The 20,036-nt window shown below is 66.3% G+C and carries 24 protein-coding genes; 9 read left to right on the forward strand and 15 right to left on the reverse strand.

The genetic code is table 11. The annotated features are described in order from the left end of the window. Positions 1-5 precede the first annotated feature (5 nt). The 3 genes from WKW79_RS33225 to WKW79_RS33235 are packed head-to-tail and all read left to right on the forward strand — an operon-like array spanning position 6 to position 3,278. Entirely contained in the window at positions 6-806 is an 801-nt protein-coding gene (locus tag WKW79_RS33225) for a shikimate dehydrogenase family protein (protein ID WP_340339506.1), read from the forward strand. A gap of 29 nt (positions 807-835) precedes the next feature. Continuing rightward, on the forward strand, positions 836-1,825 hold the full coding sequence (locus WKW79_RS33230) for a Bug family tripartite tricarboxylate transporter substrate binding protein (RefSeq protein WP_340339507.1): 990 nt from the start codon (positions 836-838) through the stop codon (positions 1,823-1,825). Positions 1,826-1,844: 19 nt separating this feature from the next. Then, positions 1,845-3,278 carry a sulfatase family protein gene (locus tag WKW79_RS33235; protein ID WP_340339508.1) on the forward strand — a complete coding sequence of 478 codons (1,434 nt, stop codon included), beginning with the start codon at positions 1,845-1,847 and terminating at the stop codon, positions 3,276-3,278. Between the two features lie 176 nt (positions 3,279-3,454). On the opposite strand, the gene WKW79_RS33240 is transcribed toward WKW79_RS33235, so the two are convergent. The 5 genes from WKW79_RS33240 to WKW79_RS33260 all read right to left on the reverse strand — a co-directional run bounded on the left by WKW79_RS33240 (position 3,455) and on the right by WKW79_RS33260 (position 7,695). Then, a complete protein-coding gene (locus WKW79_RS33240; RefSeq protein WP_340339509.1) occupies positions 3,455-4,492 on the reverse strand; it encodes an alpha/beta hydrolase in 1,038 nt (345 codons plus the stop codon). A 99-nt stretch (positions 4,493-4,591) separates the two neighbouring features. Then, positions 4,592-5,752, reverse strand: a complete 1,161-nt coding sequence (locus WKW79_RS33245; RefSeq protein ID WP_340339510.1) for a chitosanase — start codon at positions 5,750-5,752, stop codon at positions 4,592-4,594. A gap of 12 nt (positions 5,753-5,764) precedes the next feature. Further along, entirely contained in the window at positions 5,765-6,697 is a 933-nt protein-coding gene (locus tag WKW79_RS33250) for a hypothetical protein (protein ID WP_340339511.1), read from the reverse strand. Then, positions 6,694-7,008 (reverse strand): hypothetical protein, encoded by a 315-nt coding sequence (locus tag WKW79_RS33255; protein WP_340339512.1) that lies wholly within the window; start codon positions 7,006-7,008, stop codon positions 6,694-6,696. Before WKW79_RS33255 ends, WKW79_RS33250 begins: the two co-directional genes overlap by 4 nt. A 78-nt stretch (positions 7,009-7,086) precedes the next feature. Beyond that, positions 7,087-7,695 carry a lipid-binding SYLF domain-containing protein gene (locus WKW79_RS33260; protein ID WP_340339513.1) on the reverse strand — a complete coding sequence of 203 codons (609 nt, stop codon included), beginning with the start codon at positions 7,693-7,695 and terminating at the stop codon, positions 7,087-7,089. 222 nt (positions 7,696-7,917) lie between these two features. Between WKW79_RS33260 and WKW79_RS33265 the strand changes: the two genes are divergently transcribed. From WKW79_RS33265 to WKW79_RS33285, 5 genes are read left to right on the forward strand one after another with little or no spacing between them, the layout of a single operon-like run. Beyond that, positions 7,918-8,886 carry a VOC family protein gene (locus tag WKW79_RS33265; RefSeq protein WP_340339514.1) on the forward strand — a complete coding sequence of 323 codons (969 nt, stop codon included), beginning with the start codon at positions 7,918-7,920 and terminating at the stop codon, positions 8,884-8,886. A gap of 52 nt (positions 8,887-8,938) precedes the next feature. Continuing rightward, positions 8,939-10,162: an amino acid ABC transporter substrate-binding protein gene (locus tag WKW79_RS33270; RefSeq protein WP_340339515.1), complete on the forward strand. Its 1,224-nt coding sequence runs from the start codon at positions 8,939-8,941 to the stop codon at positions 10,160-10,162. After that, positions 10,163-11,023, forward strand: coding sequence for a branched-chain amino acid ABC transporter permease (locus tag WKW79_RS33275; protein WP_340339516.1), 861 nt, complete (start codon positions 10,163-10,165; stop codon positions 11,021-11,023). Next, the gene (locus tag WKW79_RS33280) at positions 11,020-12,807 is read left to right on the forward strand and encodes a branched-chain amino acid ABC transporter ATP-binding protein/permease (RefSeq protein ID WP_340339517.1); all 1,788 of its coding nucleotides are present in this window, start codon (positions 11,020-11,022) and stop codon (positions 12,805-12,807) included. Before WKW79_RS33275 ends, WKW79_RS33280 begins: the two co-directional genes overlap by 4 nt. Next, the gene (locus WKW79_RS33285; protein ID WP_340339518.1) at positions 12,800-13,522 is read left to right on the forward strand and encodes an ABC transporter ATP-binding protein; all 723 of its coding nucleotides are present in this window, start codon (positions 12,800-12,802) and stop codon (positions 13,520-13,522) included. The genes WKW79_RS33280 and WKW79_RS33285 overlap by 8 nt, the downstream gene beginning before the upstream one ends. A gap of 69 nt (positions 13,523-13,591) precedes the next feature. Here WKW79_RS33285 and WKW79_RS33290 read toward each other — a convergent pair whose 3' ends face one another. Continuing rightward, positions 13,592-13,972 (reverse strand): glutaredoxin domain-containing protein, encoded by a 381-nt coding sequence (locus tag WKW79_RS33290; protein ID WP_340339519.1) that lies wholly within the window; start codon positions 13,970-13,972, stop codon positions 13,592-13,594. A gap of 98 nt (positions 13,973-14,070) precedes the next feature. On the opposite strand from WKW79_RS33290, the gene WKW79_RS33295 reads away from it, so the two are divergent. Beyond that, positions 14,071-14,493: a PPC domain-containing DNA-binding protein gene (locus tag WKW79_RS33295; protein WP_340339530.1), complete on the forward strand. Its 423-nt coding sequence runs from the start codon at positions 14,071-14,073 to the stop codon at positions 14,491-14,493. Positions 14,494-14,499: 6 nt separating this feature from the next. Here the strand turns inward: WKW79_RS33295 and WKW79_RS33300 are convergent, their stop codons facing one another. The 9 genes from WKW79_RS33300 to WKW79_RS33340 all read right to left on the reverse strand — a co-directional run bounded on the left by WKW79_RS33300 (position 14,500) and on the right by WKW79_RS33340 (position 19,839). Then, positions 14,500-14,904: a hypothetical protein gene (locus WKW79_RS33300; protein ID WP_340339520.1), complete on the reverse strand. Its 405-nt coding sequence runs from the start codon at positions 14,902-14,904 to the stop codon at positions 14,500-14,502. A 181-nt stretch (positions 14,905-15,085) separates the two neighbouring features. Beyond that, complete coding sequence (locus WKW79_RS33305; RefSeq protein WP_340339521.1) at positions 15,086-15,718, reverse strand: LysE family translocator; 633 nt, start codon at positions 15,716-15,718, stop codon at positions 15,086-15,088. A 7-nt stretch (positions 15,719-15,725) separates the two neighbouring features. Then, complete coding sequence (locus WKW79_RS33310) at positions 15,726-16,112, reverse strand: DUF4345 family protein (RefSeq protein WP_340339522.1); 387 nt, start codon at positions 16,110-16,112, stop codon at positions 15,726-15,728. A 10-nt stretch (positions 16,113-16,122) separates the two neighbouring features. Then, positions 16,123-16,605, reverse strand: coding sequence for a cupin domain-containing protein (locus tag WKW79_RS33315; RefSeq protein ID WP_340339523.1), 483 nt, complete (start codon positions 16,603-16,605; stop codon positions 16,123-16,125). Positions 16,606-16,699: 94 nt separating this feature from the next. Further along, a complete protein-coding gene (locus WKW79_RS33320; protein ID WP_340339524.1) occupies positions 16,700-17,461 on the reverse strand; it encodes a hypothetical protein in 762 nt (253 codons plus the stop codon). 103 nt (positions 17,462-17,564) lie between these two features. Next, positions 17,565-18,233 carry a dihydrofolate reductase family protein gene (locus WKW79_RS33325; protein ID WP_340339525.1) on the reverse strand — a complete coding sequence of 223 codons (669 nt, stop codon included), beginning with the start codon at positions 18,231-18,233 and terminating at the stop codon, positions 17,565-17,567. Between the two features lie 163 nt (positions 18,234-18,396). Further along, positions 18,397-18,840 (reverse strand): YdeI/OmpD-associated family protein, encoded by a 444-nt coding sequence (locus WKW79_RS33330; protein ID WP_340339526.1) that lies wholly within the window; start codon positions 18,838-18,840, stop codon positions 18,397-18,399. Positions 18,841-18,957: 117 nt separating this feature from the next. Then, positions 18,958-19,479: a GFA family protein gene (locus WKW79_RS33335; RefSeq protein WP_340339527.1), complete on the reverse strand. Its 522-nt coding sequence runs from the start codon at positions 19,477-19,479 to the stop codon at positions 18,958-18,960. Between the two features lie 30 nt (positions 19,480-19,509). Beyond that, entirely contained in the window at positions 19,510-19,839 is a 330-nt protein-coding gene (locus tag WKW79_RS33340; protein WP_340339528.1) for an MmcQ/YjbR family DNA-binding protein, read from the reverse strand. Positions 19,840-20,036: the final 197 nt, after the last annotated feature.

Genomic DNA, 20,036 nt, shown 5'->3' on the forward strand with positions numbered 1-20,036 from the left:
AGCGCATGGGGACCTTCACGCTCAGCGGTGCCACGCGCATCGTCCCCATCCTTGCCTGGCCGGTCGATCATGTGCGTGCGCCGCGCATCTACAACCCGGCCTTTGCCGCCGAGGACCTGGACTGGCACATGGTGCCGATGGGCGTTCATCCCGAAGACCTGGCCGCCACCGTCGCGCAGCTGGCGCGTGTGAGCAACCTGCAGGGGCTCAACCTCACGATCCCGCACAAGGCGGCCGCCGCGGCACTCTGCACGCGGCTGACGCCAGCCGCACGGCGCAGCGGCATGGTCAACACGATGCGACTCGATGCGGATGGCGCGTGGGCCGGTGAGAACTCCGACGGCATCGGCTTCGTCAGCGCATCCCGGACGCATGGCTTGCTGCGCATCGACAAGCCGGCCGTCATCGTCGGTGCAGGTGGCGCGGGCACGGCCATCGCGCTGTCGCTGGCCGATGCCGGCGTCCGCACCATCGATGTGTTCGACACCGATGCGACGCGCATTGCGAATGTGCTGGCCGCACTGCGCCAGAACTTTCCCGACGTCGATGCCGGCAGCCGGCTCGCGAGCCTGCGCCATGCCGGCCTGGCCGTCAACGCCACGCCGCTCGGCCTGCACCCCGGCGACGCGATGCCTTTCGACGCGGCGCAACTTCCGGGTGACGCTTGTGTGTTCGACATCATCGCGGCGCGCGACACCGAACTCATGGCCGCTTGCACCGCGCGCGGCCTGCGCGTGCTCGGCGGCGGCGCCATGATCGAAGGCCAACTGATCACGCAGATCGCGTTCTGGCGCGGCGAACCGTGAAGCACTTTCCAATCACAGAAGGGAGTGCCATGGTCAAGCCATTGAAGTCTGCGCTGGCCTTGCCGGTGATCGCTACCGTCCTTGCGCTGGGTGCCCTTCCTGCCATCGCGCAGACCGGCTATCCACAGAAGCCCATCGTGCTCGTCGTGCCGCAACCCGCGGGCGGTGCAGCCGACCAGTTCGCGCGGCCCTTCGGTGCGGCGCTGTCGCAGCGGCTGGGGCAGCCGGTGATCATCGAAAACCGGCCCGGCGCCAACGGGAACATCGCGGCCGCCTACGTCGCGCACAACCTGCCGGCCGACGGCTACACCATTTTCTATGGCTCGGTCAGCACGCTGGCCGTCAATCCTCATCTCTACAAGTCCACCGGCTTCGATCCGCTGAAGGACTTCCAGCCGATCACGCTGACCAACCAGACTCCCAACGTGCTGGTGGTCGGTGCGGGAACGCCGTACAAGAGCGTGGCCGAGGTGGTCGCGGCGGCGAAGAAGGCGCCGGGCACGCTGAGCTTCGGTTCGGCCGGCAACGGCAACACGATGCACCTCACCGGCCTGCAGTTCGAGGCGAAGACCGGCACCTCGCTGGTCCATGTGCCGTACAAGGGCGGCCCGGCCGCGCTCACCGACGTGATGGGCGGGCAGATCCCGATGATGTTCCATAACCTCTCGGCCGTCCTCGCACAGGAAAAGGCGGGCCGCGTGCGCGTGCTGGCCGTGGCCGATACGCATCGCTCGAAGCTGTTGCCCGAGGTGCCGACGATGACCGAGGCAGGTGCCCCGGGCGTGGTGCAGCTCGCATGGAGCGGCATGCTGGTGCGCAGCGGCACGCCGACGCCCATCGTCGAGCGCCTGCACAAGGAGATGACAGCAATCCTCGACACGCCGGCTTTCCGCAAGCCGCTGGAAGAGCAGGGCTTCGACGTGCTGTCGTCGACGCCCAGGGAATTCACCGAACGGCTGAAGGCCGACTACGCCGCCATGGGCGAAGTCATCAAGGCCGGCAACGTGCAGATCGACTGACCGACAAGGAACGCACAGAGTGACCCGCAAGCGCAAGCACATCTTCCTCATCATCACCGACCAGCAGCGCTATGACACCATCGCTGCGCTCGGTTTCCCCTACATGCACACGCCCAACCTCGACCGGCTGGTGCGCGAAGGCACGAGCTTCGACAACTGCTTCATCACCGCGCCGAGCTGCGTGCCCTCGCGCGCGAGCCTGTTCAACGGCTACTACCCGCATGCCACCGGCATCCTGCGCAACGGCCAGCCCTGGCAGAAGACATGGGTCTCGACGCTGGCCGACAAGGGCTACCACTGCGTCAACGTCGGCAAGATGCACACCATCCCCTACGACGCCAAGGCCGGCTTCCATGACCGCTTCGTCATGGAGAACAAGGACCGCTACTACGAAGGTCGCTGGTTCGCCGACGAATGGGACAAGGCACTGGTCGCACGGCACCAGGTCAAGCCCTCGCGCGAACGTTATCGCGACTGGCCCGACTACAAGGAGCGCCTCGGCGCCTACGAGTGGACCTTGCCGCCCGAATCGCATGCCGACTTCTTCGCGGGCGACCTGGCGAGCTGGTGGCTGGAGACGCGGCCCAAGCCCGAGGCGCTGTTCATGCAGGTCGGCTTCCTCGGCCCGCATCCACCTTACGACCCGGTGGCCTCCTACACCGAGCGCTACCTCAACGACCCGCGCATCCCCGTGCCCGATCCGCAGCCATCGGACCTCGACGGCCTGCCCAGCTTCCTCAAGCACAAGCGCGAGCACGACAGCCGCGTGGACCACGATGCCGTGCTGTGGCAGATGAACCCGACCGAGGCGCAGTTGCGTCGTCTGCGCGCCTACTACCTGGCCAACGTGACGATGATCGACGAGTCCATCGGCAAGCTCATCGACACGCTGGAGCGCAAGGGCTATCTCGACGAGTCGCTGATCATCTTCACCTCTGACCATGGCGACAACCTGGGCGACCATGGCCTGTCGCAGAAGTGGTCGATGTACGACACGGTCACGCGCGTGCCCTGCATCGTGTGGGCGCCGGGCGAAGTGCCGCAGGGCAGGCGGGAGGAGGGGCTGGTGCAGCTCTTCGACATCGGCGCCACGGTGCTCGAATGGGCCGGTGCGCCGTTGCCGCCCGGATGTCAGGCGCAGAGCCTGATGCCGGCCTTGCGCGGCGAAGCGCTGCAGCCGCGCGAATACGTCTATGCCGAGCAGGCCGGCGATGTGGTGCTGACCGGCGCCAAGCTCATCACGATGATCCGCGACACGCGCTGGAAGGCGGTGCACATCGTGGGCAGCGAGGAGGGGCAACTGTTCGACCTGCAGTCAGACCCGGGCGAGATCGTGAACCTCTGGAACGACCCCGCTCATCACGCAGAGCGCGAGCGCCTGCTGGAAGCGCTGCTGCAGTGGCGCATGGGCAGTTCCGTCGAGACGATGAACCTGATGGCCGAGGCGCGCTGACCGACTTGGTACCCCGTTTCATAAATGCGGGCACAAATGAAATCGATGCGTTTCGTGTCAGGGCAAGGCGCAAACCGCAGCGATACCTCGAGGTATCGCGAGGATTTGCAACGCCGCCATGGCACGAAAGGCGCGATTTCATGTGCTCGTATTTATGAAATGGGGTACTTAGGCAACTATTGCTTGATCCCTTGCCGGGTAAGCCATTGGTCGATCAATCCGGCGACCTGGTCCGAGTTGCGATCCATCATCAGCATGTGCGTGTTGCCCTTGATGCCGAGGTCCGGCAGCACGATGCGGTCGCCGGTGCCGCCGGCCGCGATCAGGTTGCCGCGGAACTTGTCCTGCGCGGCCACGATGCGGCCCCAGAACGGGAACTTGCCGATGTTGTCGCCCCACACCCAGAGCATCGGGACCCCCTTGACGCGCGCGAAGTCGTATGTGTCGGGGTTGGGCGAGCCCGATGTCTCCACGGCCACCAGCGCCTTCACCTTGTCGGGGTAGCGCAACGCCGAGTTGAAGGCGAAGTTGCCGCCCTGGCTGTGCACCACGATCACGCAAGGGCAGACCTTGTCGACATACGCGTCGTAGGCCGCCTGCGTCGCCGCGTCGTTGGTGCCCCAGCGTGGGATCGACTGTTTGGTGAACTGGTCGAAGGCAGCGATGGGGAACTGCGTGCCCGGCAAGGCGGTGCGTTGCGCGGGATCGGTGTTGTAAGAGTCGGTGTCGCCGATGCGGAACAGTTCCCAGGCTTCCTTCTTGGGACGGAAGAAGGGCTCGCTCTTGAAGATCTCGGGGTAGCGCGCCCATGACGCGCGGCCACGTTCGACCGCGTCGCTCACGTAGACGTCGTAGCCGGCGTGCAGGAAGTAACTCTCCCAGCCGGGCTTGCCATCGGGCTTGGTCTCGAAGGTGGTGCCGGCCAGGCCGCCGCCGTGCCACAGCAGCATCGGGTACTTGGCCTTGGGGTGGGCGAGCCGCGTGTAGCGCGCATAGAGCGATTCGACCTCGAAGTCGCCGTTCGGATTGAGCTTGAGCGGCGGCGCGCCGGGCGTGAAGGTCAACTCCTTTTCCGGCAGGCCGGCAAGCGTCACGGCCCGGCCGCCGACATGGAAGCTGCCGACCTCGGTGACCTGCAATGTCGGCGAGGTGCAACCGATCAGGGCGGCGAGCGCCAGGCAAGCCGATGCGAAGTGGAGGGCTCTTTTCTTCATGGTGTCTCCGGTGGAGGCACCATCATCGTTCAAGTGCTGGCGCGCTGCTCGATGGGGGCGTTCAGCCACCCGGGGGGCTGGTCAGCGCGCGGCAGTTGTTCAGGTCGTGAGCTGGCTGATCAACGCCGCGTCGAGGATGCCGTTGGCCGGATGCCCGTTCTGCGCCTGCCAGGCCTTGACCAGCTTGGAGGAAGTCTGGCCGAAGACACCGTCGGCCTGGATGTCGACGTCGCGATCGGAAAGGCCCAATTGCACCAGCCGCACGTCCAGCCCGCGCGCCAAGGGCGACTGCAGTGCGATCGGCCGCGAGCCTGGGTGCGGCCCGTCGTAGCAGCCCGGTGGCATCGCGGCCAGGGTGGCCTGCGATATTTCCTTGCCGCGCACCACCAGCGGCAGCCCCAGCGCCCAGAAGCCCTGGTCGATCAGGCGCTTGAAGGCGTCCATGCGATAGACCGTGGGGCGAAGGTCGGCCCGAACGTTGTTCTCGAGCCAGGCCCGTCGCGTGGCGACGTAGGCCGTGATCCAGGCGCGTTCGCCGATGGCAGCCGGCGCGCCGGCGGACTGCGTGGTGCGATCGCGCATCGTTGCCCAGGCGCCGTGGACGAAACCGTCATAGACCACGGCGGTGGCCAGTGGGCTGTTGAGCCCCAGCTTGCTGGCCGCGCGCACGGCGGGCTGCCAGTAGGTCTGGTCGAAGAAGATGTCCTGCGTCTCGCGCATGACCGGGTCGTCGGCGGTGGCGCGCAGCACGTTCTGCAGCTTGTGGTCGATGTCGAGCGAGTGGTCGATGGCCGCGAAGCGCGGCAGCGACGGCTTGAGCCGTGCGCCGAAGCGTGCGCCCAGGTTGGCGCAGTATTGCTGGAGCAGCAGGGCCAGGTTGCCGGAGCCCAGCGTGGTCTGCGAGCGGCCGAAGGTAAGGTGGCCGGTGTCGCCGGGGATCAGCGTCACGTTGCCGTAGTCGCCGAGCACTTCGCCGGTTTCGAACAGGTTGATGATGGCCTTGGCCGCGGCTGCCTGCGTCGCGGTGATGGGGCCGGCAGCGGCGGGCGCGCCGGCTGCGGCAGTGGTTTGCGGCAGGGCGGCCACGGTCGCTCCAGCCGTCGCTGCAGCCGCGGCCGGGGCAGCAGGGCGTTCCTCGAAGGTCAGGTTGCATCGGCCCGGTCGGGTGGGGTCCGGGTTGCAGCCGGTCACGAGAAAGCCGATCTGCTCGATGTCCAGTGTGGCCTGGGCGCAGTCTTCGCAGGGGATGTTGCGGTTCATGGAGGACTCCTTCTACGCGGTGGCGGGTCGGCCGGCGAGGCCGCAGACGTATTGGCGGTGCAGGTTCATGCGCATTGTTTCGGCGGGCGAATCGGCATCGATCGCCACGAGGAACATCGTGTACCTGCTACGCGCCGCTGCCGGGGTCATGGCGGAGAAGCCAGCGACGTTGGCCTCCTTGTCCAGCACGCCGAGCGCGTCCGCGTTGCTCCATACCTTGGGCAATTGCGCATCGGTCAGGCTGGACAGGCAACTGAGCGTGACCAGTGCATGCCGGCTTTGCGTGCGTTCCTCGACCCGGTACGCGTTGAGCGCGGCATCGGCCTTGGTCATGAACACGCTGCGCACTTCCTCGCGTCGCGCGAGGTCGGTGGCGACGCTGCCCGTGGCGAACAACTGGCCGGCACCGAACTGCGTGCTGCCTTGCGATGCGGAATCGACATCGGTCTGCAGCGTCGCCAGGACCGACGGGAAGGCGCCGTCAGTCACCGGAATGACCGAGAGTTCCTTGCGCTTGTAGCCGAGGGTGAAGGTCGAGGTGCTGCCGCTGGCTTCGTAGCCTATCTTCAGGCCAAGCGTGGTCGAGGTGCCGAAGAACATCGGCTTGATGGCGCCTTTCAGCGCCGGGTCGTCGGGGAACTTCAAGCCCGGGTTCACCAGCACCCTGGCGGCGTTGCCGGTCGCATAGACCTGCTTCACTTCACGGTTCAGGAGCTTGCCGTTGGTCGTGAAGCTGGCCAGCACCGGCGGCACAGCGCTGGTGTCGTAGCGCGGACCGAAGTAGCCCTCCACCCGGTCGTAGGCGATGCTGGCGGTGGGTGGGGTCTGCTCCACGTCCATGGCCAGCGAAGACTTCGTCACGAAGACCACGGTGTCGGGTCCGCTGGCGCAGGCTGCCAGCAGCGCGGTGGAGAGAAGGCAGGCAAGGGCATGCAGGCGTTTCATCGCGGTGTCTCCAGGTGAGCCCGGGCCGGCGCAACGCAGACGTCGTTGCGCAGGAAGCCGAGCATGGTGTCGCCGTAGCCCAGCACCAAGGCGTTGCCGGCCTCGGCCTGGGTCCATGTCAGCCCGACCGTGCGCACGCGCAAGGTCTCCGCCGCGGCCGGGGGACTTGCCGGAGGGAGCGTCAGGTGCATCGCACCCACGATGTGCCGGGTTCCATCGCTGTCGACCCACACATGCGCACAACCGCCCAGCAAGACCATTGCGGCCACGACGGCCAGTCGACACAGGGTCTGGATGGATTCGGCTTCCATCCGGCCATTACAGCCACCCTGCGGTGCGATGCCATCCCCACAAGAGGTGACTCGTCGCCGGGGTCGAGCGCCGTCGCGCTACGGCTGGTTCAACTGCGTATACGGCAGGTAGCCGCCACCGCCCCAGTTGGCCTGCAGCAGGAGGCCCGAATCGGTGAAGCTGTAGGTCGAGATGAAGGGATTGAACGATTCGGCCATGCCGACGGAAGTGCCGCCCGGCCGGAGCTTCACCGTCGCGTCGGCCGAGGCGGTGACATCGGCGCCCACCTTGAGGAACTGGTCGAACACTTCCCGGTTCTTGAAGATCAGCACCTGCCGGAAGTCCTTGTAGCCCAGGCCCGGGCCGGTGCCGGCGCGTGCGGCGACCATGTACGTCGGCTTCTTCGTCGCGTTGTCGACCATCACGCCGCTGCCGGTCGACGTGACCAGCATCACGATGTTCATCTGCGAGGCGTCGAACACCGCGTAGCCGACGGCCTTGTTCAACTCGTCGCGGGCTTCGGGCTTTTGTGCGAAGAGCTGTTCGAGCGTCTTGTCGCGCATCGCGAGGATGCTGGCCCGCTTCTCGACGACCTGCTCGGGCGTGAGCGTGGGCATGGCGCCGCTGCTCGTCGAGCCGCCCGGGCCTGTCATGGAACTGCAAGCCGCCAGCAGCAGGGGGAGGGCGAGAGTGGCGAGGCGTTTCATCTGCGATGGCTCCTTGCGCGCGACGGTCGCGCCCATGTGTCGGTCGGTGGGCAAGGATAGGCGCCAGCGCGCGCGGGCCTGGACATATTTCGCGGTACGGCATCCGTCGGACTGTTGCTAATTGTTAACCCTATCCGTCAAAAAACTTCCCGTCGATATAGTTTGATTCGCTAATCAAATTGTGTTCATTCGAGGTGTGCGCAAGCCACCGGGAAGAGGCCAATGACAGGACTTCAGCTACGGACCCGCAAGGACGCGGGGCGCGCAAACGTTCATGGCGTTCACTCGCTGGACCGCTTCGTCTTCACCGTGCCGGAGCTCGACGTCGCGGTGCGCTTCTACGATGCCTTCGGCCTGCAATTGCGGCGCACCAATGGCCAGCTCGACCTGCGCACCTGCGGCCATCCGCACACCTGGGGCTCGGTCTTCCAGGCGCCGGGGCCGAAGAAGCTGCAGTACCTGCGCTTTGCCTGTTTCGCCGAGGATTTCGATGCCATCGCCGCGCGGGTCGACGAGCTGAAGATTCCGCGTTGCGCGCCGCATCCGCTGGGCAACGCCGAAGGACTCTGGCTCATGCACCCCGATGGATTTCCCGTGCAGGTGGTGGTGGGCCCGAAGAGCATGGCGGACACCCGCAGCACGCCCGTCGTCCAGGAAGAGGTGCCGGTGGGCACCGGCGCATCGCTGGCCCGCTCGCGCATTCCCAAGGTGCATCCGCGCCGCCTGTCGCATGTGCTGCTGTTCTCGCCCGACGTGAAGGCCGCGGCCGACTTCTACGAGCAGGCCCTGGGCCTGCGCGTCTCGGACAGCTCTGCCGACATCATCGTGTTCCTGCACGGCGTGCACGGCAGCGACCATCACCTGATCGCGATGGCCAAGTCGAACGGGCCCGGCCTGCACCACTCGAGCTGGGACGTGGGCAGCATCGACGAAGTGGGGCGCGGCATGGAGCAGATGCTCACGGCGGGCCACACCCAGGGCTGGGGCGTGGGCCGGCATGTGCTGGGTTCCAACTATTTCTACTACGTGCGCGACCCGTGGGGCAGCTACGCGGAGTACTCCTTCGACATCGACTACGTGCCGGGCGACTTCGACTGGACCTCGGCGGATCATCCGCCGGAGGACTCGTTCTACGCCTGGGGTCCGAAGGTGCCGGAAGAGTTCGTCACCAACCACGAAGTCCCGGCCTGACGATGCCCGCGCGGTCGAGCGGCCGCGCTACCTCATTACCAAGGAGACAAGCATGACCATGGACCGTCGTTCATTCGTGGCCGCTGCCGGCTCGATCGGCGCGCTCGGCGCGAGTTCGCTGCTCGGCCACAACGCCATCGCACAGCCTGCGGGTGCGCCCATCCGCATCGGTGGCACGCTGGCGCTGACCGGGCCGCTGTCGGCCACGGGCCTGGTGCACAAGCTCACCGGCGAGATCTATGTCGACGGGCTCAACAAGCGCGGCGGCCTGCTCGGCCGTCCGGTGGAATGGGTGCTGAAAGACGACCAGTCGAAGCCCGACCTGGCACGCACGCTGTATGAGCAACTCGTCACCTCCGACAAGGTCGACCTGCTGATCGGCCCCTATGCCACGGGCAACATCCTGTCGGCGATGGGCGTGGCGCAGCGCTACAACAAGACGCTGGTGCACCACACCTTCGGCATTCCGAACCTGGCCAAGTACGAGCAACAGTTTCCAGCCTGGTCGATCGGCCCGGATCCGGAGAAGACCTTGCCGGCGCTGGTGCTGGACGCGCTCAACAAGACCGCGCAGCCGCCCAAGACCATCGCGGTCGTGACGAGCAAGTTCCCCTCGGTGCACTTCGTCGCGCTGGGCGCGCGCGAGGTGGCGAAGCAGCGCGGCCTGAACGAAGTGCTCTTCCTCGAATGGGACTTCGGCAACCGCGACTACGGTCCGATCGCAGGGCGCATCAAGGAAGCGAACCCGGATTTCATCTGGACCGGCGCGATCGGCCTGGAGGGGACGCAACTGCTCGATGCGATGAAGAAGATCGACTATGCGCCGCGGCTGCACTTCTATCACTTCCCCTCGCCCGCGCCGATGCTGAAGGTGCCGGAAGCCAACGGCGCGTTGTCGATGACCATCTTCGAGGACCATCCGCCCTTCACCAACAATGCGGCGGCGGCCGATTTCGTCAAGGTCTACCGCGAGCGCGCCACGCAGGCCAACATGCCCGACACCACCGTCGAGACCCAGGCCGCGGCTTCCTTCACGGCCTGGCAACTCATCGAGGCAGCGGTGGTCGCGACCAAGGGCATCGACGACAAGGCCATGGCGGCCTGGCTCAAGGCCAACCAGGTCGACACCATCCAGGGCAAGCTGCGCTTCAACGAGCGAGGCAACTTCGGTGCCGACCTGAGCAAGGTGAAGCAGGTGCAGAACGGCAAGTGGGTGACGGTGTGGCCGCCGGAGTGGGCCGCGCCGGGTGCGAAGCTCGTGACTCGCCCCGCCTGAATGAACATTCCCAGCGCCACGCTGCTGGCGCAGTCGGTACTTGCAGGGCTTTTCACTGGCGCGCTCTACGGCTTGCTCGGGCTGGGCCTGAGCCTGTCGTGGGGCCTTTTGCGGCAGATCAACCTGTCGCATTTCGCGCTCGCTTTCCTGGGCGCGTACCTGACCTATGAGCTGTCGAGCCGGTTCGGCATGGACCCGCTGTTGACGCTCGCGCTCATCGTGCCGCTGTTCTTCGTACTGGGCGTGGGCCTGCATGCGCTGCTGACGCGCTTCCGCGTGAGTCCGTTCAATTCGCTGCTGGTGACCTTCGGCGTCACGGTGATCATCGAGGCGTTGATCCAGTACATATGGACCGCCGACTTTCGCAAGCTCGAATCGACTTACGCGGAGCACAAGCTGCGGCTCGGCCCGCTGTTCCTGCCGGTGCCGGAACTGATCACGGTGGGCTTGGGCGTGGGCATCTCCTTCGCGGTGTGGCTGGTGTTGAGTCGCACCGACCTGGGCAAGGCGATGCGCGCGGCGGCGCAGGACGCACCGATCGCCGCGGCCTTCGGCGTGAACCAGAACGCGCTGGCGCTGATGCTCTCCGGCCTCAATGCCGCGCTGGCCGGCGTGGCGGGTGTGTGCATCGCGCTGGCCTACACGATGTCGCCGTCGCAGATCTATGCGTGGATCGGCGTGGTGTTCGCTGCCGTCATGCTCGGTGGCTTGGGCCGGCCGCTGGGGCCGCTGATCGCGGGTTGCATCATCGGCGTGACGGAGGCCGTGACCATGGCCGTCACGGCGCCTTCCTGGGCGCCGCTGGTGTCCTTCTCGCTGCTCATGGCCGTGCTGCTGGTACGGCCGGGGAGAGTGTCTTGAGGCGAGCACTGGTGCTGCTGCTCGCCGTGGGTGCGGCGCTGGCCGTGGTGCCTTGGCTGCGGCTGCCGGCCTTCCATGAATCGATCCTCTACCTGGTGCTGCACTGGATCGCGCTGGCCACCTCGTGGAACCTGCTCTCGGGTTATTCGGGGTACTTCTCCTTCGGGCATGGGGCGTTCTTCGGCATCGGCATGTACACCACGGCCACGTTGGCGACGCGCTTCGACGTGCCTTACCTCTGGACCTTGCCGGCCGCCGCCCTGATGGCCGCGCTGTTCGGCACGCTGCTCGGCGCGGTGGCATTCCGCGTGCAGGCGGTGCGCGCGGAATTGTTCTCGCTGCTGACGCTGGCCGCGACCTTCGTGGTGGCGACGATCATCCTCAATACGCCGATCGACGGCGGGCCGGGCGTGTCGATGGCAGGTGTCGCGGTGCCCGCATTGGGGCCGACGGCATCGGGCACCTTCTACCTGCTCGCATTGGCCAGCGCATGGCTCGCGGTGGTGGCGGCGCTCCTCATTTATGGCTCGCGCTTCGGTACAGGCCTGTTCGCCATCCATGACGACGAAGACGTGGCGGAGGTGATGGGCGTGCCTACCTTCCGCTACAAGCTGGCCACCTTCGCGCTCTCCTGCGCACTGGCCGGCCTGGTGGGCGGCGTGCATGCGCTGTTCATCTCCTACGTGACGACGGGCGACACCTTCACTATCGCGATGCCGCTCACCGTGATCCTGATGGCGGTGCTGGGCGGCACGCGGCATTGGGCCGGGCCGATCGTCGGTGCGACTGCGATCACGCTGCTGCTCTATGCCTTCACCGGCAGCGAGAGCGCGATCATCGGGAAGGGGCTGACGGGGCTGGTGCTGATCGTGGTCATTCTCTTCATGCCGGAGGGCTTGCTGGGGCAGGCGCTGAAGTGGTGGGGGGCGCGGCGGGGTCCGACTGCGGTGGTGCGCGAGCTTGTCTCGGCAACGTCGCCTGTCGCATCGCCCGTGCAGCGAACCGGCGAGGTGCTGCTGCGCGCGCAAGGCGTGCACAAGTCCTTCAAGGGCGTGCAGGCGCTGCGCGGCGTGGACCTGGAGGTGCGGCAGGGCGAGATCCTCGGCCTGCTCGGGCCCAATGGGTCGGGCAAGTCGACCTTCATCAATGTCGCCAGCGGGCACTACGCGGTGACTGCGGGGCGCATCGAGTTCGCGGGGCGGCGCATCTCCGGCATCCCGGCGCACCGCATCGCGCACGGCGGCATCGCCCGCACCTACCAGATCCCGCGACCCTTCGCGCACCTCACGGTGCTGCAGAACGTGGCGCTGCCGGCGATGTTCGGCGCGGCGTCGCTGGACCGTGGCACGGCCGAGGACGAGGCCTGGCAGTGGCTCGCCTTCACCGGCCTCACCGAGCGTGCCCACGCGCTGCCGGCCGAACTCAACCTGCACCAGCGCAAGTTCCTCGAATTCGCCCGCGCATTGGCCGCGCGGCCGCGCATCCTGATGCTCGACGAGGTGCTGTCGGGCCTCACGCCTTCGGAGATCGACGAGGCCGTCGCGCTGATCCGCCGCATCCGAGACCAGGGCGCGACCATCGTCTTCGTCGAGCACGTGATGCGCGCGGTGATGGCCTTGTGCGACCGTGTCGTGATCTTCAACCGCGGCGAGGTGCTGGCCGAAGGCCCGCCGGCCGACGTGATGCAGCGGCCCGCCGTGGTCGCGGCCTACCTGGGCCAGGCGATGGAGACGGGCTCGCCATCGACCGCCGCGGGCCTCGACCCGGAGCCAGCCCGTGCTTGACCTGCAATCGATCCGCGTCGCCTACGGACAGGCCGTCGCGCTATGGGACGTGTCGCTGAGCATTGGCGCCGGCGAGCTGCTCTGCGTGGTCGGCCCCAACAGTGCCGGCAAGAGCACGCTCATCCATGCCATCGCCGGGCTGCATCGCATCGGCGCGGGGCGGATGGTGTTCGAGGGGCAGGACATCTCGCGCCTGCCGCCGCATCGCTTCTGCGCGCGCGGCATCGCGCTGGTGCCGGAAGGGCGTCGGCTGTTCACCGAGATGACGGTGCGCGAGAACCTGGAGATAGGCAGCTACCTGCCGGCCGCGAGACGCGACCGTGCGCGCTCCCTGGCCCGCGTGTGCGCGCTGTTCCCCGTATTGGGCGAGAAGCTGTCGCAGCCGGCCGGTTCGTTGTCCGGTGGGCAGCAGCAGATGGTCGCGATCGGCCGCGCGCTGATGGCGCAGCCGCGCCTGCTGTTGCTCGACGAGCCCTCGCTCGGCCTGGCGCCAAGCATCGTGCTCGACATGTTCGAGGCGATACGCCGCATCCACGCGGACGGCATCTCGGTCTTGCTGGTGGAGCAGAACGTCAGCATGGCGCTGCGCATCGCGCAACGTGCGGCCGTGCTGGAGGAGGGCCGCATCGTGGCGGTCGGTCGGCCCGATGAACTGATGGCGCGGCCGGAGTTGCGCCGGGCGTACCTGGGCGTTGGCGCCGAGCACTCGGGGTAGCGGAAGCACGCACGTTTCGATTCCGTGCGGCGAGTCCGCGCCGGCCCCCAGGGCGCGGTGCGATCGCGTTCAGCCGCGCGCTCGCGCAGCAATCATCGTCTTCAACTCCCCGCTGGCGATCAGCTTCTGCACTTCGGTGGCGCCACCCACCAGCACGCCCTTGACGAACACCATCGGAAAGGTCGGCCAGCCGGTCCACATCTTCAGTGCATTGCGATCGCGCCATTGGCCCAGGTAGCTGCCGTACTCCAGGTACTTGTACGCCACGCCCGCCTGGTCGAGTGCCTTGCGCGCCCGCTTGGGATGGGGGTTCATCGCCATGCCCACCACGACCACGTCGTTGGCAGCGATGGCGGCCATGACTTCGCGAACCAGGGTCTGGCGGCTGCCGGCCAGCTTCTCGCGGATCGCGGGGTGGATGTGGGCTTCGTCGAGGACGGGACGGGGCATGAGCGACTTTCAGGGGTTTGGTGATGGGCATGCATTTTGGCTGTCGCGGACGATCGGGTCGCTGCATGATGCGAGCCATGGCGACGTCCGATCCGTCCTTGCGCATGCTGCCTGTCCGCCTTCATCCGGGCGACGACCTGAGGCGGGCGCTGGAGGTCGTGGTGGCCGGCGAAGGCGCGGCGGCTGCGTTCGTCCTGTCGGGGATCGGGAGCCTGCGCCCGGCCATGATCCGCCTGGCCGGCGCGGAAGAAGTGACAGTCATCGATGCCGATACTGAACTGCTTACGCTGTCGGGCACCATCGCCGCTCAAGTCGTGCCCGGTCCAGGAAGCTCGCACCTTCACCTGAGCGTGGCCGATGCACAAGGCCGTGTCATCGGCGGCCACGCGGGCTACGGATGCATCGTGCGGACCACCGCCGAGGTACTGCTGGCGCTGCTGCCGGGCTGGCACTTCTCGCGGGAAATCGACCCGGTCACGGGTTGGGCCGAACTCGCGGTACGGCGCCAGCCCGGAAGATGAAAGCGCCTACTCGAACTGCACTTCCGCCACGACCGGTGCGTCAGGCGAATTGGTGTCCGCGTTGGCCAGCATTTCGCCCTTGCGGAACCAGTAGCGGCAGCCGGTTCGCTTGACCATCGTCACGCACATCTGCCCGTCTTCGCGAATGGCCCAGGTGCCGCTCGCCTTGCCCATGCCGGCGCGTGATGCCTCGACGGTGCCGTCCGGGTGGTAGGCCCAATGCGACACCGCGCCACTCTGCAGGTTCTTCGACTGGATGGCCTTGCCAACCAGGCTTTCCTGGACCTGGACCTTGCTCAGGTAGGAGCGATCATCCGCGACCGCCGGGATCGGATGCAGCAGCGCGCCCAGCGCCGCCACCAGCGACAGCATGCAAGTCATCCAAAACAGCAAACGCGAAGAGAGTTTCATGTGCCGTGCTCCGAATGACACCGCGCCGGGTGCGCGATGGGATGGCAGGCAATTTAGACGTCCTTGGTTGTTTGATGGAGTGAAGGCTCCACAGCCGCCGTGTGACTTTTGTCACTTTCGGCATTCACTCCCTCTCCCGCAAGCGGGAGAGGGCCGGGGGAGGGCATGTGCCACCGCGCCTTCAGCGCCGGTTCCCGAGCACGAGGATCGACACCCCCGAGGCAATGAAGGTCGCGCCCGCTCCGAAGTTGAGCCAACTCGTCGCCTTCGGCCGGCGCTCCAGCCATCCGGAAAGCCGGGCCGCATAGCTTCCCAGCACCGAGAAGATGATCGCCGTCAGCACCGCGAAGATCGCCCCGTAGACCAGCATCTGAAGCGTCACCGAGCCGCGCGAGGCGCTCACGAACTGCGGGATGAAGGCCAGCACGAACAGGCCCGGCTTCGGATTGAGCACGTTCGACAGCAGCCCCGTTGCGAACACGCGGGGAAGGCTCTGGCGCGCGGCCGGTGTGAAAGAAATGAGGTTGCGCGAAGCCAGGGCCTTGATGCCCAGCCAGAGCAGGTAGGCCGCGCCGATCAGCTTGACCGCCCAGAAGGCCGCCGGCGATGCCTGGATCACCAGCGTCAGCCCCAGCGCCGCGGCAGTCGTGTGGACCATGATGCCCAGGCCCGCGCCGATCGAGGACAGCACGGCCGCGGCCCGCCCCTGGCTGAGCCCGCGGCTGATCGCAAGGATGTTGTCCGGCCCCGGCGCGACGACGACCAGCAGCACGGCGAAGAGGTAGGCGAGGAGGACTTCGGTGGGGAACATCATGGGGCCGTCAGTGACTGACGTAGTGTGCACCCGCGATGATGAAAGGCAGCACCAGTTCGGGAATCAGGTATCCCAGCCAGACCGCCGCCGGCTTGGGCAACCCGACCTTGCTGATCGACAGCAGCCGCCCGCAGCCGGCCAGCAACACGCCCAGCGCCAGCAGGTAGACCAGGGTTCCCTGTTGGCGGACGGTGATGCCGGCCCACAGGCTGATCAACCCCGTCGACAAGTACACCCCGGCCATGAAGCGGTGCACGTTGTCCAGCCGCGGCTCGGTCTGCGGCTGGCCCAGCACCATCTGCAAGGTGCCGCCCGCCATGGCGATCGCCGCCACCAGGAACAGGCAGATGCGCACCACCCATTGGCTGGTGAGCAGCGGATCGCCGTCGGCCATGTCGAGGGCCTCAGTTCATGAAGACGGTGTCGTTGGCCGGTTGCGGCGGAATCTTGATCGCAATCGCCTTGACCGGCCCGCTCGTCACGAGCGTGCCGCCATGGGCCGTGCCCTTCGGAATGATGATCAGCGTCCCGGGCTTGAACTCCTTGCGTTCATTGCCCAGCCACATCGCGCCGCTGCCCTCGATGATGTACTGGATCTCGTCCGTCTTCGGATGGTTGTGCTTGGCCACGTTGCCGGACTGGATCGCGATCGTGGCGTTGTCGGTGGTCACCAGTCCCTTGGAATTCATCTCGGGATTGGGCGTGCCGGGAATGTCGCCATGCTTGAGCGCCACCAGGTCGATCATCATCGGCTGCAAGGGCGCCGCCGCCGCTGGCGCTTGCGCATGCGCCTCGCCGACCAGGTGGTGCGCCGCCGGCGCGACGACGATGCCGGCAACGAATGCAACGGCAAGAAGAACACCGAGGGTTGTCCTGTGGAGGCGCATGCAGACCATCCTTTCTTCGCGTGCGGGAATTCGCGAGGAAAGTATGCGTGTGGTCCCGGCGCGCGCAATAGGGAGTCACTCCCTCTCCCGCCGGCTAGAAATGCATGCCCCCATGCCCATGCGCCGCCGCCTTCAGCCGCAGCATCACCGCCTCGTTGAGCTTTCGAGTCATCCCGTTCCATCGACTCGTCATCTTGTCGATCTCCGACCGAAGCCGCCCGGCCGTCGCCACGTCGCCCGTCTCCAGTGCCCAGATCGCATATTCCGCATGCGCTTCAAAGGTGCCAAAGCGCGCAATGGCCTGCTCGAACTCCCGCCGGGCATCCGCTGGTCGCAACGTCCCCGCATAGCACCGGCCCAGCAGCAACGAGACCGCGTCCGGCCGATACTCCGGCCGACTGGCGCGCAACGCTTCCAGGTGCACCAGCGCTTGCGCATACCCATGGCTCTCGATGAACGCCCTGGCCGCGCCAAAGCGAAGCTCCGGATCGGACGCGAAAGGCCCCTGCAGCCCACTTTCATAGAGCGTGGCCGCCTCCGCCGCCTTACCCGTTTCCAGCAGCGCCGAGGCCAGCCGCATCTGGTTCTGCGCGGTTGGCATCTGCTCGAAATCCGCCCTGGCCAGGCGCACCTCCTTCATCGGATCGATCGCCCTCGCCGTGGCGGTGACGGCCTTCCTGGCACCGCGCCGAAGCCTGGAATCCGGCACATAGACCATGAGGAAGTAGACGACGCTCCCCAGCACCGGAAAGGCGAAGAGGATGAACAACCAGTAAAGCTGCCGACCTGTCCGCACCACGTGGAAAGCGCAGAAGAGCGCCAGGAGAACATGAAGACCAAGGCCCGCGAACGGCATGGTTTCCTCGGAGAAGTTGTCGTGGTGACGATTCTGCGGCGGGCGTTGCCGTGAGCCTGAAGCTCCGCTTAAGACGCCACGTACCGCGGTCGGCCTCCTCGCGTCACCACGTCCCGTTCGCCATCTTCTTGCGCCGGTCGAGTTCCCTCTCGCTCGGTTCGGTCGTCACGAACGAGCCGGGCTGGACGTCGCCGCCAGGCACATAGGTGCTCATCACGACACCGCTGGTCGATACCCGGGACTGGACGAGCCGAAGCGCAGAAGGGGTGGCTCCCTCGTCGAAGAGCCGCTTGCCCCGCCCCAGCACCACCGGAAAGGTCCAGACGTTGTATTCGTCGATCAGGGCGGCCGCCTGCAGCGTCTGGATCAGGTTGCCGCTGCCGATCATCTGCAGGTCGGGGCCCGGCGTGGACTTGAGCGCGGTGACGGCCGCGACCACATCGCCTTGCAGCAGGGTCGAGTTGTTCCAGTGCAGCGTACTCAGCGTGCGTGAGGCCACATGCTTCTTCGCGGCGTTGAGCGACTGCGCAATCGGATCGTCGTGCGCCTGATAGGGCCAGTGCGCCTCGAAGATCTGGTAGGTCCTGCGCCCGAGCAGCAACTCGCGGTCCTTGCCGTCGAATCCTGCCGCGGAGAGGTCCATGCTGTCGTCCGCGTAGGGAAACATCCAGCCCCCCAGCGCAAAGCCGCCCGTGGGATCTTCCTGCGGCCCACCCGGCGCCTGCAGGATCCCGTCCAGCGACGCGAAGGTGGATGCGATGAGTCTTCTCATGGAGTCACTCCTGTGCTGAGCAAACCAGGTCAAGCCGACTTTATTCGCTCGCGCGTGCCTCGGCCATCTTCGCCGGAGACAGCCATGTGTGACGGATGCTGCTGACATGCTTGGGCGACGGTGAGGCGTTGAACGGTTCTTGACTTGAGCGCAAGCAACAGGTTCAGCCCGTTGGTTGATCCCATCCTGCGATCAGCTTCGCGATCCTGCGCTGTCGGACTTCCACCGACTTGCTCTCCTCGATGGTGGTGACGTGCTTGCGCTTGAGGCCAAACGGAAGACGGTCGAAGGCAGCCCGGGCCGCAGGGGACTTGTCGAGGGCATCGGCGAGATCGGAAGGTTCAGGCACCACTCTCGGTTCGCTGTCCAGTTCAAGAAGGACTTCGACAGCATCGCCCTCGGCAATCCCACTCGCGGCGCGATTCGCGGCACTGATGCCGACGAGACAGAGGCCACGCATCAAGGCAATTCTGCTGCGCCAGGAATGGCCGTTGATGGAAACGGTGACGGGTGGCCGAGCTTCGGGACCCAGCGCCTGGACGATCTCTCTCGGGACTTCAACAGCCGTGGCATTGCCTGAAGGAATGACCTTGGCACGGAACTTCATGCTCGCATCTCCAGCGTCCTCTTGATGGAAGGGCTGGGCTGCATTGTCAGCGAAGCGCCTTGCGGACAACGAGCGTGAGCCCCGACCAGACTCCCGTGACTGCGCATGCCTTGACGGTCAGGCGTTGCGACGGAGGGATGCCTTGTACCTCTCGATGAGCGGAAGAAGCACCTGCCTCCTGAGCAGGCTTTCGGGCGGCCAGAGTTCTTCTCGATCGTAGAACTCCGGAACCGCCGGCACATCCACGGGAATCACCACCCACGGTTGCTTGGAGGCGGTGAATATATGAACGTCTGGAGGCAGAAGGTCGGGATTGTCCAGCGTTCCAACGCGGACGAAACTGACCAACGGACCTGCGCCCGCGTAGTGGCTCCAGATCGCGATCCGACATTTCGGGCACCTTGCAATCCTTTGACCCTCACCACTCTCCGAAGGCGTGTCGATGACCTCCGGCTCGGCAGCCAGGAGCGTGACGCGATCCGCCTCGATCATGGCGTTGAGAGCGAATGACGCGCCAGACTCCCGCTGGCACCAGCGGCAATGACAACAGTGGACGAACAGCGGCTCGGACTCCACGCGGTAGCGCACATGCCTGCAATCACAGCCACCTTCAATCGGGAATGGGGACGTTGCTGGCATGGCCAAAGATACCCGGAGTTTTCCATGGCGTCACGCATTCGGCGGCTGCAGCGCCTTTGGCGCCTTGTGTTGCCAAGCAGCGCGGACGAGCGCCTTGATCGCACGAGGATCAGCCCCGGCAAGAGCGACTTTCAGGCCAACGACCTTGCTGCCCCAGAGGAGCTTCTCGGCGAACGACGGATACATCGCGAGCGCCTGTTCGCGCTGCTGCTCCGGGACGAACACATGGATGTGCTCTTGCTCCGGCGGGATGGTGACGAAGATCTTGCCGCGCACGCGGAACGAGCCGAAGTGATGGTGCGGCTCCTCCGTCACTTCCGGCAGGGAAAGCGCAAACGTGCGAACCGGTGCGAACTTCATGTGCGTGGCCTGGGGGTTGACTGCACCCGCTTGCGGAAGCGGACGAAACCCGCTGTGGCGAGTCGGGTGCAGCGATGGTCTGGGTTTGAAGTTGACCCGATTTCGCGGACACCCGATCCTTACGGATGAAGGAGTCCGATATGCCCACACCGAAGCCTCCGTACCCGGCGGAATTCCGTCGACAGATGGTCGAGCTG

Source organism: Variovorax robiniae, from assembly GCF_037889955.1.
GTDB lineage: Bacteria > Pseudomonadota > Gammaproteobacteria > Burkholderiales > Burkholderiaceae_C > Variovorax > Variovorax robiniae.